The following is a 12,588-nucleotide window of genomic DNA, read 5'->3' on the forward strand; positions in this document are numbered from 1 at the left end:
CCGGGCGCCTGCCGATTTCCGGCCCGCTCCGGCACCCGTGCGGATGCCGCCCCGCACCGGGCGGCGAAAGGAAGCAGTTGCATGCTTGGCTACACCCTACGAAGAATCCTGCAGATGGTCCCGGTGGTCATCGGCGCCACCTTCATCATCTACGCACTCACGTTCCTGATGCCCGGGGACCCGGTGGCGGCGCTGACCGGTTCGCGTCCGCTGCCCGAATCCACCGTCGCGCAGATCCGGCTGGCCTACCACCTCGATGACCCGTTCCTGGTCCAGTACGGCAACTACATGCTGGGCCTGGTCCAGGGCAACTTCGGCATCGACTTCTTCGGCCGCCCCGTGCTGGGCCTGATCCTGGAACGGCTGCCGGTCACCTTTGCCCTGGCGATGACCGCCTGGGCGCTGAAAATGGTCATTGGGCTGGCGATCGGCGTCTACGGCGGACTGCGCAACGGACAGGCCGGGGACCACTTCGCCCTGGTCTTCACCGTGATCTTCCTGGGCATCCCCGGCTTCGTCATCGCGCTGGGCGCGCAGACGGTCTTCGGTGTCCAGCTGGGCTGGGTCGATCCGGCCGGCATCCGCGCCGGATGGCCGCTGGCCTTCATCCTTCCGGCCCTGGTCATGGCCATCGAGGCCTCCGCCGGGCTGGCGCGGCTGACGCGCACCTCCCTGGTGGACGTGCTGCGGGCCGAGTACCTGCGCACCGCACGGGCCAAGGGCCTCTCGCCGCGCCGGGTCATCTGGGGACACGCGTTGCGCAACGCGATGATCCCGGTGGTCACCTACCTGGGCCTGTCCCTGGCCGGCATGCTCGGCGGGGCGGTGATCATCGAGGCGATCTTCAACATCCCCGGCATCGGCGGCCTGATGGTCGCCGCCATCAACAACAAGGAGGGCACCGTCGTGGTGGGCATCGCCACGATGCTCGTGCTGGTCTACCTCCTTTTCAACCTGTTCGTGGACCTGCTCTACGGCATCATTGACCCGAGGGTGCGGATATGAGCCAGAACACCGAAACCAACCAGGCCACGGAGTCCGTCGCGGATCCGTTGGCCCCGACCAACCCGATCACCGCCCCGGCGGGAATGGGCGTCCCGGCGCCCGCCGGCTTTGCCCGCCGCAGGCCGGCGACGAAGAGGAGCCGCGGGCCGGTGTGGCTCAAGCCGCGCTTCCTGATCTCGGGCTCGATCGTTGCGGTGATGCTGCTGATGGCCGCCTTCCCGCAGCTCTTTGCCGGGTTCGGCTCTGACCCCACCGCCAATTGCGACATCCTCAAGACCAACCAGCCGCCCAGCGCCGAGCACCTTTTCGGCGTCGACATCCAGGGCTGCGACTACTACACCAACGTGGTCTACGGGGCGCGGGCCTCGATCCTGGTGGGCATCGTGGTCACCGCGATCTCCTTCGTGATCTCCGCGATCCTCGGCTCGCTGGCCGGCTTCTTCGGCGGCTGGGTCGACACGATCATTTCCCGCGCCTGCGACATGGCCTTCGGCCTGCCGTTCATCCTGGCCGCAATTGTGGTGCTGCAGCTCTTTTCGCAGCGCACCGTCTGGACCGTGATCTTCGCCCTGGCGCTGTTCTCCTGGCCCGGCGGGGTGCGGTTCATGCGCTCCTCGGTGATGGAGGTGCGCAACCGCGAATACGTCCAGGCCTCCCGGCTGCTGGGTGCCTCGAACGGGCGGATCATCGCCAAGCACATCATCCCGAACTCGCTGACCCCGTTGCTGGTGCTCCAGACCCTGGGCATCGGCGGGGTGATCTCCGCCGAGGCCGGCCTGACCTTCATCGGCATCGGGCTCACCCCTCCCTCGGTGTCCTGGGGCCTGCAGCTTGCGGCGGCGCGCGAGTACATCTCCGCGGCCCCGCACCTGCTGGTCTTCCCGGCGATTTTCCTGACCATCACCGTGCTGGGTTTCGTGCTCTTTGGCGAGGCCATGCGCGATGAGTTCGATCCGAAAGGCAAGTAAGTGAGCACCACGAACCCGCAGAACCGCGCCGGGGAGCCGGCGGACGAGGTGTTGCTGCGCGTGCGGGACCTTGAGGTCGAATTCAACACCTCCAAGGGCGTCGCCACGGCAGTGAACGGCATGAACTTCGAGGTCAGGCGCGGGCAGGCGCTGGGCATCCTGGGCGAGTCCGGGTCGGGCAAGTCGGTCACCGCCCGGGCCATCATGGGCATCCTGGATAGGCCCCCGGCGCACATCCCGCGCGGCGAGATCCTGCTGGAGGGGGAGGACCTGCTCACCATCACCCCCAGGCGCCACCGCCAACTGGTCGGCTCCCGGGTCTCGATGGTCTTCCAGGACGCGCTGACGGCGCTGAACCCGGTCCACCCGGTGGGCCGGCAGATCGGCGAGCTCTACCGAGTGCACCGCGGCTACTCCCGCCGGGACGCCAAGGCCGCGGCCATCAAGATGATGGACAAGGTGAGGATCCCCGCCGCCGCCTCGCGGGTGAACGACTACCCGCACCAGTTCTCCGGCGGCATGCGCCAGCGCATCGTCATCGCCATGGCGCTGGCCCTTGACCCGGTGCTGCTGATCGCTGACGAACCGACCACCGCGCTGGATGTCACCGTCCAGGCGCAGATCCTCGAGCTGCTCAAGGAACAGCAGGAGGAGCGGAACATGGGGCTGATTTTGATCACCCACGACATCTCCGTGGTCAGGGAGGTCACCGACCAGGTCGCCGTCATGTACGCCGGCCGCATCGTGGAGCACGGGCCCACCGCCGAGGTGCTCTCGCGCCCCGGCCACCCGTACTCCAGGGGGCTGGCCGCCTCGATCGCCGGGGAGGAGCTCAAGGGCCACAAGCTGCCGGCGATCCCCGGCACGCCGCCTGACCTTTTGAACCTGCCCGTCGGCTGCAGCTTTGCCAACCGCTGCTCCTTCGGCACCGCGGAATGCCTCACGGCCATTCCCGCACTGGAATCAATCGACGAGGCACGGCACAGCGCCTGCTTCCAGACCCGGGAGGTCCTGGCCCATGCCCACGCCTAGCACCAGCACGCAGCCCCTGGCGGGAACCGGGACGATGCCGGCGGGCGCCCCGCTGATGGAAATGCGCGCGGTGAAGCAGCACTATGCGGTGCACCGCCACCTGCCGATCGGCCCGCGCAAGTTCGTCAAGGCCCTGGACGGTGTGGACCTTTCGGTGAACGCGGGGGAGACCCTGGGCGTGATCGGGGAGTCCGGCTGCGGCAAGTCCACCCTGGCCAGGGTCATGGCCGGGCTGGAGAAGCCGACCGAGGGCCGGGTGTATTTCCGCGGCCAGGACATCAACGCCCTGCGGGGAGATGAGAAGCGCGAAATGCGCCGCAACATCCAGCTGATCTTCCAGGACCCGTACTCCTCGCTGAACCCGCGCATGACGGTGGAAGAGCTGGTCGGAGAACCCTTCGAGATCCACCCGGAGGTGGCCCCGAAGGCCGGACGCCGGGCGAAGATCAAGGAGCTGCTGGAACTGGTGGGGCTGAACCCGAACCACGCGGACCGGTACCCGCACAACTTCTCCGGCGGGCAGCAGCAACGCATCGGCATCGCCCGCGGCATCGCGCTGAACCCCCAGATGCTCATCTGCGACGAGCCGGTATCCGCGCTGGATGTCTCGGTGCGCGCCCAGGTGGTGAACCTGCTCGATGACCTGCAGGGGGAACTGGGCCTGAGCTACCTGTTCATCGCCCACGACCTGCAGATCGTGCGGCACATCGCGGACCGGGTGGCCACCATGTACCTGGGACGGGTGGTCGAGCTGGGCAGCTATGCAGATGTCTACGATCGCACCGGGCAGCCCTACACCCGGGCCCTGCTGTCGGCCGCCCCCGAGTTGCGCAAGAACGACGGCACCGACAGGGAGCGGATCGTGCTGCAGGGGGACCCGCCCTCTCCCATCGACCCGCCGGCGGGCTGCAGGTTCCACACCCGCTGCCCCATGGCCCAGGCGATCTGTGCGCAGCGGGAACCGGAGCTGATCCGGATCAGCGACACCCACGTCTCCCGGTGCCACTTCGCGCTGGATGTCTCAGCCGGCTAGCGCCACCCCCGCCCCCGGGTCTGCCGCGCCTCCCAACGCGGAAGAACCGCAAGCACCCCCATCCGCCCCCGGCCGCGTGTCCACCAGGACGTGCCGCCGCGGGCGCCCGAATGTTTTAGTCACTAAGGAGTAATTTCGTGGATCTCAAAGTAGGTGTCGTCGGCTTCGGCCTGCGCTCCGGCCTGTACAAGCACGCCCACCGCCCCGGCCAGGGCTCGATGGTGGCCATGGTATGCGACACCTCCGAGCGCGGCCGCGCCGACGCCGCGGCCAAGCTGCCCGGGGCCATCATCACCGCGGACCTGGACGATTTGCTGGGAGCGGGCCTGGACGCGGTGCTGGTGCTGACCCCCGACAACCAGCACGCGCTCGTCGCCCGGCGCACCCTGGAGGCGGGCATCCCGACGTTCTGCGAAAAGCCGCTGGATGTCACCCTGGAGGCCGTCGACGGCCTGCTGGAAACTGCCTTCCGCACCGGCACCCGGCTCTACGTCGGGCACAACATGCGCCACATGCCGGTGATCCGCCAGATGCGCGGGATCATCGAATCCGGTGCCATCGGCACGGTCAAGGCCGTGTGGTGCCGCCACTTCGTGGGCAACGGCGGGGACTACTACTTCAAGGACTGGCACGCCGAGCGCAGGAACACCACGAGCCTGCTGCTGCAAAAGGGCGCCCACGACATCGACGTGATTCACTGGCTGGCCGGCGGCTACACCGAGTCGGTCTCCGCGGTCGGCGACCTGGCCGTCTATGGCGACGTCGCCTCGCGCCGGGACAACACCGACCGGCGCATGGGGGACTGGTTCTCGCTGGAGAACTGGCCGCCGGCGGCCCAGCGGGACCTGAACCCGGTCATCGACGTGGAAGACATTTCCATGATGCAGATGCGGCTGGACAACGGCGTGCTGGCCTCCTACCAGCAGTGCCACTTCACCCCCGACTACTGGCGGAACTACACCGTCATCGGCACCGCCGGGCGCCTGGAGAACTTCGGCGACGACGCGGGCGACACCATCAAGGTGTGGAACACCCGCAGCCAGGACGGCTACGTGGCGGCGGACCTCGAGGTGGAGATCGAGGCGGCGGACGGCGGGCACGGCGGCGCGGATCCGCGCCTGATCGCCGAGTTCCTGCGCTTTGCCGCGCAGGGCGGGCCGACCGAGACCTCGCCGGTTGCCGCCCGGGCCGCAGTTGCCGCCGGCGTGCTGGCCACCGAGTCGCTGCGCACCGACGGATCGGCCAGGCAGGTCCCGGCGCTCAGCGGGGAAGTGCTGGCCTACTTCGCCGCCAACCAGGAACGCGTGAACGCCTAGCCCGGCCGGCGGCAGGAAAGGCACACCTCGGCCGGGGGATTCCGCCGAGATGCGCCTTCCCTTGGCCGATGAGGCCGGCTACCCGTGTTCGCCGCTGAGCCCCGCCATGGCCTCGCCCATGGCGGCCGCCACCAGCTGCACGCTGCGCCGGTGCATGGATTCTGGCCGCGCCAGCAAATCGATGCGCCGCCGGTTGGCGATGCCCTCCAGCGGCCGGAGGACCACGGAGGTGCCCAGCGCCGATCCGGCGGTGTAGCGCGGGATCACGCCCAGCACGTCCCCGGAGGCAACCAGCGCGGCCACGGTGGCGTAGTCGTTGATGCGGTGGATGACCCGCGGCGCATCCCCGGACACCGCGCTGATGGCCTTGAGCACGTCTGCGGGGGAGTAGCCCTCGCGGCTGACCACCCAGCGCTCGCCGGCCAGGTCCGCCGGGCGCAGTGCCGCCCGGGAGGCGAGCCGGTGGTGGGAGGGCAGCGCGATGTCCAGCGGTTCGTGCGCAAGGGCAGAAACCACCACCTTGTCCGCCGGCCAGGGCGGGGAGTAGTCCATGCGGTGGGCCAGCACCAGGTCGTAGCGGGCTGTCAGCGCCGGGAAGTCCTGCTGGGCGACGTCCTCGTCGAAGAACTGCGGCACCGGGGCCCCGGGGGCATCGAGCTTGGCCAGCAGCGGGCCGAAGAGTGCCTGCCCCACGGAGTGGAACCCGGCCACGGTCACCGGAGCGGCGGGGCTTTCCTGGAACTCGCCGATCGCCGCACGGGCGGCGGCCAGCGAGGAAATCACCGAGGCCCCGGCGGCAGCCAGCACCTCCCCGGCCTCGGTGAGCACCAGGTTCCGTCCCTCCTTGCGGGTCAGCGGCACGTGGATGTTGCGCTGCAGCAGGGCCAGCTGCTGCGAGACCGCCGAGGGGGTGACATAGAGGGCGCTGGCCACGGCCTTGACCGAGCCGAGGTCGCCGAGTTCGCGCAGGATCTGCAGCTGGTGGACTTCCATGTAGTCAATCCTAAATCGTTGATTGAGAAACCTGCGTATCTTCTAAGGTATCCACCGCGGGTGCGAGATGCCAGACTGGAGTCGACTCGTCCATGAACGCGCTCGGACCGGCGCAAGTGAGGAAACACCGATGAAGGCACTGTACAAGTCCGGACCCCACGCCGGATTCGAGCTCGTGGACCGCCCCGAACCCGCCACCGGGTTCCATGACGTGAAGATCCGCGTCATGACGGCCGGCATCTGCGGCACCGACCTGCACATCCAGGCCTACGACGACGCCGCCAAGGCCATGATCAAGGCGCCGATGATCCCGGGACACGAATTCTACGGCGAGGTCGTGGAGGTCGGGTCCGACGTCCACACCGTGAAGGTCGGGGACCGGGTCTCCGGCGAGGGCCACGTGGTCTGCGGCATGTGCCGCAACTGCCGCGCCGGACGCCGCCAGATGTGCATCAACACCGTCTCGGTGGGCGTGCAGCGCGACGGCGCCTTCGCCGAATTCGTCGTTATCCCCGAGGCCAACGTCTGGGTGCACCGCGACCCCTCGATCACCCCGGAGCTCGGGGCGATCTTCGACCCGTTCGGCAATGCAGTGCACACCGCGCTGTCCTTCCCGCTGGTCGGCGAGGACGTGCTGATCACCGGTGCCGGGCCCATCGGGCTGATGGCCGTCGCCGTGGCCCGCCACGCGGGCGCACGCAAGATCGCCATCACCGACGTGTCGCCCGAGCGCCTGGAACTGGCCCGCGGCATGGGCGTGGACCTGGCGATCGACGTGTCCAAGACCCGCATCAAGGACGCCCAGCGCGAGCTCGGGATGGTCGAGGGCTTCGACTTCGGCATGGAAATGTCGGGCCACCCCACGGCCCTGCCGGAGATGATCGAGAACATGAACCACGGCGGGCACATCTCCATGCTGGGCCTGCCCTCCAGCTCCATCGACATCGACTGGGGCAAGGTCGTCACCCACATGCTCACGCTCAAGGGTATCTACGGCCGCGAGATGTTCGAGACCTGGTACGCCATGAGCGCGATGCTCACCTCCAACCCGGTGCTGCGCGAGCGCATCTCCTCGGTGGTCACCGACTACCTCCCGGCCACCGAATGGGAAAAGGGCTTCGAGGCCGCCCGCTCCGGCCACGGCGGCAAGGTCGTCCTCGACTGGACCGTCTTCTAAACTCTCCCCAAGCCTCTTCCACCTTCCGACGCGACTTCCAGGAGAAGCACATGTACACCACCATGAAAGACGAGCTGGCAGCCGAACTGGCGCAGCTGCGCACCGACGGCCTGTTCAAGTCCGAACGCCACATCGACTCGGCCCAGTCCGCCCGCATCTCCGCCGGCGAGCTCGGCTCCGCGGCCAGGCCGGTCGTGAACTTCTGCGCCAACAACTACCTGGGCCTGGCCGACGACGAGCGCATCATCACCGCCGCCAAGGACGCCATGGATTCCCGCGGCTTCGGCATGGCCTCGGTCCGCTTCATCTGCGGCACCCAGGACCTGCACCTGGAACTGGAGGCAGCGGTCTCCCAGTTCCTGGGCACCGAGGACACCATCCTGTTCTCCAGCTGCTTCGATGCCAACGGGGGCGTCTTCGAGTCGCTCTTCGGCGCGGGCGACGCCATCATCTCCGACGCGCTGAACCACGCCTCGATCATCGACGGCATCCGCCTGTCCAAGGCGGCGCGCTTCCGCTACAAGAACCAGGACATGGCGGACCTGGAGACCCAGCTGCAGGCAGCCGCCGCAATGAACGACGGCAAGGGCGCCCGCCGCACCATCATCGTCACCGACGGCGTCTTCTCCATGGACGGCTACCTGGCGCCGCTGGCGGAGATCTGCGACCTGGCCGACAAGTACGACGCCCTGGTCATGGTCGATGACTCCCACGCCGTGGGCTTCATGGGCGCCACCGGCGCCGGCACCCCCGAGCACGCGGGCGTCTCGGACCGCGTGGACATCTACACCGGCACCTTCGGCAAGGCCCTGGGCGGGGCCTCGGGCGGCTACGTCTCGGGCCGCGGGGAGATCGTGGCGATGCTGCGCCAGAAGGCGCGCCCCTACCTGTTCTCCAACTCGCTGGCCCCTGCCATCGTCGCGGCAACCCTCAAGGCGCTGGAACTGGTCGAGGGCTCGGGCGAGCTGCGCGAGAAGCTCTTCGCCAACGCCGCGCTCTTCCGCCGCCGCATGACCGAGGAGGGCTTCGAGCTGCTCGAGGGCGAGCACGCCATCATCCCGGTGATGTTCGGCGATGCCGTCAAGGCCGCGGAGGTCGCCGGCAAGATGCTGGACCACGGCGTCTTCGTCACCGCCTTCAGCTTCCCGGTGGTGCCCAAGGGTGCCGCGCGCATCCGCGTCCAGCTTTCGGCGGCCCACTCGGCCGAAGACATCGAGACCTGCGTGCAGGCGTTTGTCGCCAGCCGCTAGAGGCAAAGCAAAGGATCGCCTGCACTCCTTTCTTGAGGGAGTGCAGGCGATCCTAGGTTAAGCAGCGCAATCGAATTGCGCACCATTTGATTGCCTAGCCTTTGCCGAGCGTGGATCCGGCCTTGGACTTGGTGGACTTGCTCGTGGAATCCGAGGCAAGTTTGGATCCGGCCTTGGAAAGCTCGGCTATTGACGGCTTGGACGATTTACCTCCTGCGTGCGGCCAAGGCGGCCGGGTTGGATGTCCCCGGAGACATTTCGGTCACCGGGTGCGACGGCATCATCCCGGGCCTTGACCTGATCGGGTTGACGACCCTGCGCATCCCGGTGGAGCGGGTGGCCGAACGCGGTGTCGAGGTCCTGGAAGGCCTGATGGGCGCCCGGGCCGGGACCGAGGTCCGCCACGAAAAGTTCGCCGGCGAGTTCGTGCCCGGAACAACGCTGGGCCCCGTCGCGTAGGCGAAACCGGATCGGCACGGAAATTCAGGTCCTTGCAGATTCCGGGGCGGACGACGGAGGCACCTGCATTGACAAGCCAATGCAGGTGCCTCGTGTATCTGTCTTTCGAGGTCCTGGCCCCGGTGGGTCACCGAACCGAGTTGCGGCGAGAAGCCAGGCTTTCTGCCGTGCCGATGAGGAGGACCGCGGCGACGACGGCGACAATGAATCCGATGACATTGAGCTCAAAGATGTTGCCGGTGCCCAGCAGGTTGGCAACCACCCCGCCGATGACGGACCCGGCAAGTCCCAGCAGCAGGGTGACGAGCAGGCTCAGGTTCTGCTTGCCGGGCTTGATGAGCCGTGCAAGGGCCCCGATGACGAGTCCTGCGACGATGAATCCGATCATGTTTCCGGCCTTTTCTCTAGGTTGTGGGTGCAGCACGGTGGCGGCTTCACCACTTTCGACCCTAGGGCATGCCTCGACTCCGCGCGGCCAACCATGCGGGAGGAACGACGGAGTAATTCCGACGAGTGCATCAATGGCGGGAAATGACAGGGGCCTGTTCCCCGGCCGGAAGGGCTGCCGACCTTAAAACACGGCATGAATGGTCTGCGGTTCCGTGAATACCCGATGGTAGGGTCCCAATCAACAAACGGTGTAGCAACGGAAGGCGACTCTCATGGACGGCACAAACCCGGATCTCCCCACCCCTGCGGTGGACATGAACACGTGGAGGTCCCCGGAGAACCTGCGTTGGTCCTTCCAGCACATGGCCGACATCCTGCCCACCGCGAAAATCTCCCGGGGGAGTGGCCCGGTGGCGCCGCTTCCGGCAGCACACCGCGACCTGGATTCGGTCACGCTGCCCCCGGCCTACGCCGGGGAGCTGCCCATGAGCGTCGGCTCGGTGATGGCCACGACTGACACCGACGGGTGGATGCTCCTGCACCGCGGGCAGGTTCTCACCGAGCAGTACTTCGGCGAGATGGCCGCGCCGACCCAGCACCTGTTGATGTCGATGAGCAAGTCATTGGTGGGCGCGGTGGCGGGGGCGCTGTGCGACGCAGGAAAGCTCGACCCGGAGGGGCAGCTGACCGACTACCTGCCGGAACTGGCCGAAACCGGATACGCCGGCGCGACGGTGCGCCAGCTTTTGGACATGCGCTCCGGCATTGACTACTCCGAGAACTACCTGGACCCGGCCGCCGGGGTGCGGAAAATGGAGGAGGCCATTGGCTGGGCCGCCTCCAAGGCTCCCGGACCCACCGGCATGTACCCGTTCCTGCGGACCCTGGAGCGCAAGACCGCCCACGGCGGCGTCTTCGAGTACCGTTCCTGCGAGACCGACATGCTGGGCTGGATCTGCGAGGTCGCTTCGGGCGCCACCATGGACGTGCTGCTGTCGGACCTGGTGTGGGGCAAGATCGGAGCGGAATCGGACGCCGCCATGGGTGTCGACCAGTTCGGCACCGGGGTCTTCGACGGGGGAATCAACGCAACGCTGCGCGACATGGCCCGCTTCGGCTCGCTGTTCCTCAATGACGGTCTTTCCCTGACCGGTGAACGGGTGCTCTCCAGCGAGTGGATCGAGCAGACCCTTGCCGGTGCCCCGGATTCCCGCGATGCCTTCGCCGACAGCCCGGGGCACAACATGATGCCCGGCGGGATGTACCGGAACCAGATGTGGTTCCCCTACGAGGGCAACGACGTGGTGCTGTGCCTGGGCATCCACGGGCAGATGGTCTACATCAACCGCACCGCCGAGGTGGTGGCGGTCAAGCTGTCCACCTGGCCGACGCCGCAGGATCCAGCCAGGCTCTTTCCCGTCCTGCGCGCCTTCGACGCGATTTCCGCCGCGCTGGTGGTGGAGGTCGAGACCGCGTCCGCCCCGGTGCTTCAGGAACCCGAGCCGGTTTCGTAGCCGGACCGAGAAAGCGCCGTCACCAGGGTTCCGAAGGCATTGACCGTCAGATCGACGCGCCCACCAGCTCGGCCAACCTCGCGATTCCCGAGGGGCCCCGGGTCTTGAGCCGACCGAGCGCGTCCTGCAGCGCCGGGGACCTGCCGTCCCCGGGCGGGACGCGGGCCGGGTTCAGAGCCACGGTATCGGCCCAGGCCTTGATGTCGGGCGCGGAAGCGAAAGATGCCACCGCGCGGGTGCCAAGCACCTGCATGTTCGCCCAGCCCGCCAGCGAGTTCGGATACGGGGTCGGCGGGCAGAGCCGGTTCTTCTCCGCGTCATCGTCGCGGGTCGCTTCCACGTAGCCGGCCAGGGCCGCCCCGAAGCACGGGAACCCGGCCCGGATCGGCTGCAACGTGATCTCCCGTGGTCCCCAGATCGGGATCGTCGGCGGGTAGCGCAGGCCGGAGGCCGCACAGTGGACGACGAGCGCGTCCCGCTCGATCGGGACCGACCCCTCCTGGAGGGCGATGCGCCCCCGTTCCACCATCCGGATATGTCCCAGCCGCACCACGTGCTCGATGGTGCGCAGCTTCTCCAGCTCCCAGTGCGCAAGGGTCGGCGTCTTGGCCATCGTCGGGAAGACCGACCCGTCGATGCGGATCATCACGCCCGCGTCCTCGAGCCGCAGGAAGAGGTCCTCCAGCGAGGTGGCGCCCGCGGCGGCCTCCATGGTGTCCGCGGCCATGCCCAGGAACACCGCCGGATCAGGCTGGACGACCGCCCGGTTGAGCATCCAGGGATCGCGCGGCCGCACCCAGCAGATCGCTGCCTGATCCACGCCGTGGGCCAGGAGCCAGATGCAGGCGTCGGTGGCCGTCTTGCCCGATCCCACGATCACGTACTGGCTCGGCGCGTCGATGATGTGGGCGAGGCTGTTGACCGGAACCACGCGGACGCCGGACTCGATTCCGAAGTGCGGCGGCGTCACCGAGGGGATATCGGGGGCGAGGTAGCGGGCGTCGACGAGCCGGCATCGCGGCGGGAACTCGAACCGCCGGCCGGAGACATGCGAAACGACCTGCCGGTCCCCGACGTACTCGCAGTTGTTGAAGAACTCGACCTTCCCGGAGCCCAGCATCCTGTCGGCGAGGACATGTGCGTAGTAGGCGCAGATCTCGGAGACGTCGGCCCGCTCGTGGAGCCCGGCCTCAGGACCGTGCTGCTGCACCCGGCGATCGCCCAGCAACGTCGAGGCCACCCCATAGAAGGCGGAGGCCTGGTGCAGCCGGGCGAACGGATAGGCGTCGAGCCAGTGCCCGCCCGCGCCGTGGCGCCGGTCGACAAGGGCGACGCGCACGTCGGCGTGGTCGATCAGTGCATCGGCGAACGCCATGCCCATGGCGCCGGCCCCGACCACGAGGTAGTCGGCCTGCACAAGGTGCGTCATGGAGCAATTGAAGCACCGCGGC

At 68.0% G+C, this 12,588-nt stretch carries 12 protein-coding genes; 9 read left to right on the plus strand and 3 right to left on the minus strand.

The features are described 5' to 3' along the window. Nucleotides 1-81: 81 nt before the first annotated feature. The 5 genes from AC6CHY_RS05100 to AC6CHY_RS05120 all read left to right on the plus strand — a co-directional run bounded on the left by AC6CHY_RS05100 (nt 82) and on the right by AC6CHY_RS05120 (nt 5,354). A complete protein-coding gene (locus AC6CHY_RS05100; protein ID WP_498225813.1) occupies nt 82-1,005 on the plus strand; it encodes an ABC transporter permease in 924 nt (307 codons plus the stop codon). Further along, on the plus strand, nt 1,002-1,973 hold the full coding sequence (locus tag AC6CHY_RS05105; protein WP_498225815.1) for an ABC transporter permease: 972 nt from the start codon (nt 1,002-1,004) through the stop codon (nt 1,971-1,973). Before AC6CHY_RS05100 ends, AC6CHY_RS05105 begins: the two co-directional genes overlap by 4 nt. Next, nucleotides 1,974-3,005, plus strand: a complete 1,032-nt coding sequence (locus AC6CHY_RS05110; protein ID WP_498225817.1) for an ABC transporter ATP-binding protein — start codon at nt 1,974-1,976, stop codon at nt 3,003-3,005. After that, nucleotides 2,992-4,038 carry an ABC transporter ATP-binding protein gene (locus tag AC6CHY_RS05115; RefSeq protein WP_498225819.1) on the plus strand — a complete coding sequence of 349 codons (1,047 nt, stop codon included), beginning with the start codon at nt 2,992-2,994 and terminating at the stop codon, nt 4,036-4,038. The genes AC6CHY_RS05110 and AC6CHY_RS05115 overlap by 14 nt, the downstream gene beginning before the upstream one ends. Before the next feature lie 137 nt (nt 4,039-4,175). Then, nucleotides 4,176-5,354 carry a Gfo/Idh/MocA family protein gene (locus AC6CHY_RS05120; protein WP_498225821.1) on the plus strand — a complete coding sequence of 393 codons (1,179 nt, stop codon included), beginning with the start codon at nt 4,176-4,178 and terminating at the stop codon, nt 5,352-5,354. 78 nt (nt 5,355-5,432) lie between these two features. Here the strand turns inward: AC6CHY_RS05120 and AC6CHY_RS05125 are convergent, their stop codons facing one another. Beyond that, complete coding sequence (locus AC6CHY_RS05125) at nt 5,433-6,347, minus strand: LysR family transcriptional regulator (protein WP_498225823.1); 915 nt, start codon at nt 6,345-6,347, stop codon at nt 5,433-5,435. 130 nt (nt 6,348-6,477) lie between these two features. Here AC6CHY_RS05125 and tdh point away from each other — a divergent pair, with 130 nt between their 5' ends. The 3 genes from tdh (at nt 6,478) to AC6CHY_RS05140 (ending at nt 9,233) form a co-directional block, all read left to right on the plus strand. Further along, complete coding sequence (tdh, locus tag AC6CHY_RS05130) at nt 6,478-7,524, plus strand: L-threonine 3-dehydrogenase (RefSeq protein WP_217389735.1); 1,047 nt, start codon at nt 6,478-6,480, stop codon at nt 7,522-7,524. A 50-nt stretch (nt 7,525-7,574) separates the two neighbouring features. Further along, the gene (locus AC6CHY_RS05135; RefSeq protein ID WP_498225825.1) at nt 7,575-8,774 is read left to right on the plus strand and encodes a glycine C-acetyltransferase; all 1,200 of its coding nucleotides are present in this window, start codon (nt 7,575-7,577) and stop codon (nt 8,772-8,774) included. Nucleotides 8,775-8,963: 189 nt separating this feature from the next. Next, entirely contained in the window at nt 8,964-9,233 is a 270-nt protein-coding gene (locus AC6CHY_RS05140; RefSeq protein ID WP_498225827.1) for a substrate-binding domain-containing protein, read from the plus strand. Nucleotides 9,234-9,360: 127 nt separating this feature from the next. On the opposite strand, the gene AC6CHY_RS05145 is transcribed toward AC6CHY_RS05140, so the two are convergent. Continuing rightward, nucleotides 9,361-9,621 (minus strand): GlsB/YeaQ/YmgE family stress response membrane protein, encoded by a 261-nt coding sequence (locus tag AC6CHY_RS05145; RefSeq protein WP_217389722.1) that lies wholly within the window; start codon nt 9,619-9,621, stop codon nt 9,361-9,363. A 274-nt stretch (nt 9,622-9,895) separates the two neighbouring features. On the opposite strand from AC6CHY_RS05145, the gene AC6CHY_RS05150 reads away from it, so the two are divergent. Then, nucleotides 9,896-11,137: a serine hydrolase domain-containing protein gene (locus AC6CHY_RS05150; RefSeq protein ID WP_498225829.1), complete on the plus strand. Its 1,242-nt coding sequence runs from the start codon at nt 9,896-9,898 to the stop codon at nt 11,135-11,137. Nucleotides 11,138-11,183: 46 nt separating this feature from the next. Here AC6CHY_RS05150 and AC6CHY_RS05155 read toward each other — a convergent pair whose 3' ends face one another. Next, nucleotides 11,184-12,566, minus strand: a complete 1,383-nt coding sequence (locus AC6CHY_RS05155; RefSeq protein WP_217389720.1) for an NAD(P)-binding protein — start codon at nt 12,564-12,566, stop codon at nt 11,184-11,186. Nucleotides 12,567-12,588: the final 22 nt, after the last annotated feature.

The sequence above is a fragment of the Paeniglutamicibacter sp. GQ140 genome (genome assembly GCF_059759235.1).

Coding starts and splice junctions, on each gene's coding strand:
- AC6CHY_RS05100 (WP_498225813.1), top strand. CDS start 82: ATGCTTGGCTACACCCTACGAAGAATCCTGCAGATGGTCCCGGTGGTC.
- AC6CHY_RS05105 (WP_498225815.1), top strand. CDS start 1,002: ATGAGCCAGAACACCGAAACCAACCAGGCCACGGAGTCCGTCGCGGAT.
- AC6CHY_RS05115 (WP_498225819.1), top strand. CDS start 2,992: ATGCCCACGCCTAGCACCAGCACGCAGCCCCTGGCGGGAACCGGGACG.
- AC6CHY_RS05125 (WP_498225823.1), bottom strand. CDS start 6,347: ATGGAAGTCCACCAGCTGCAGATCCTGCGCGAACTCGGCGACCTCGGC.
- tdh (WP_217389735.1), top strand. CDS start 6,478: ATGAAGGCACTGTACAAGTCCGGACCCCACGCCGGATTCGAGCTCGTG.
- AC6CHY_RS05135 (WP_498225825.1), top strand. CDS start 7,575: ATGTACACCACCATGAAAGACGAGCTGGCAGCCGAACTGGCGCAGCTG.
- AC6CHY_RS05145 (WP_217389722.1), bottom strand. CDS start 9,621: ATGATCGGATTCATCGTCGCAGGACTCGTCATCGGGGCCCTTGCACGG.
- AC6CHY_RS05150 (WP_498225829.1), top strand. CDS start 9,896: ATGGACGGCACAAACCCGGATCTCCCCACCCCTGCGGTGGACATGAAC.
- AC6CHY_RS05155 (WP_217389720.1), bottom strand. CDS start 12,566: ATGACGCACCTTGTGCAGGCCGACTACCTCGTGGTCGGGGCCGGCGCC.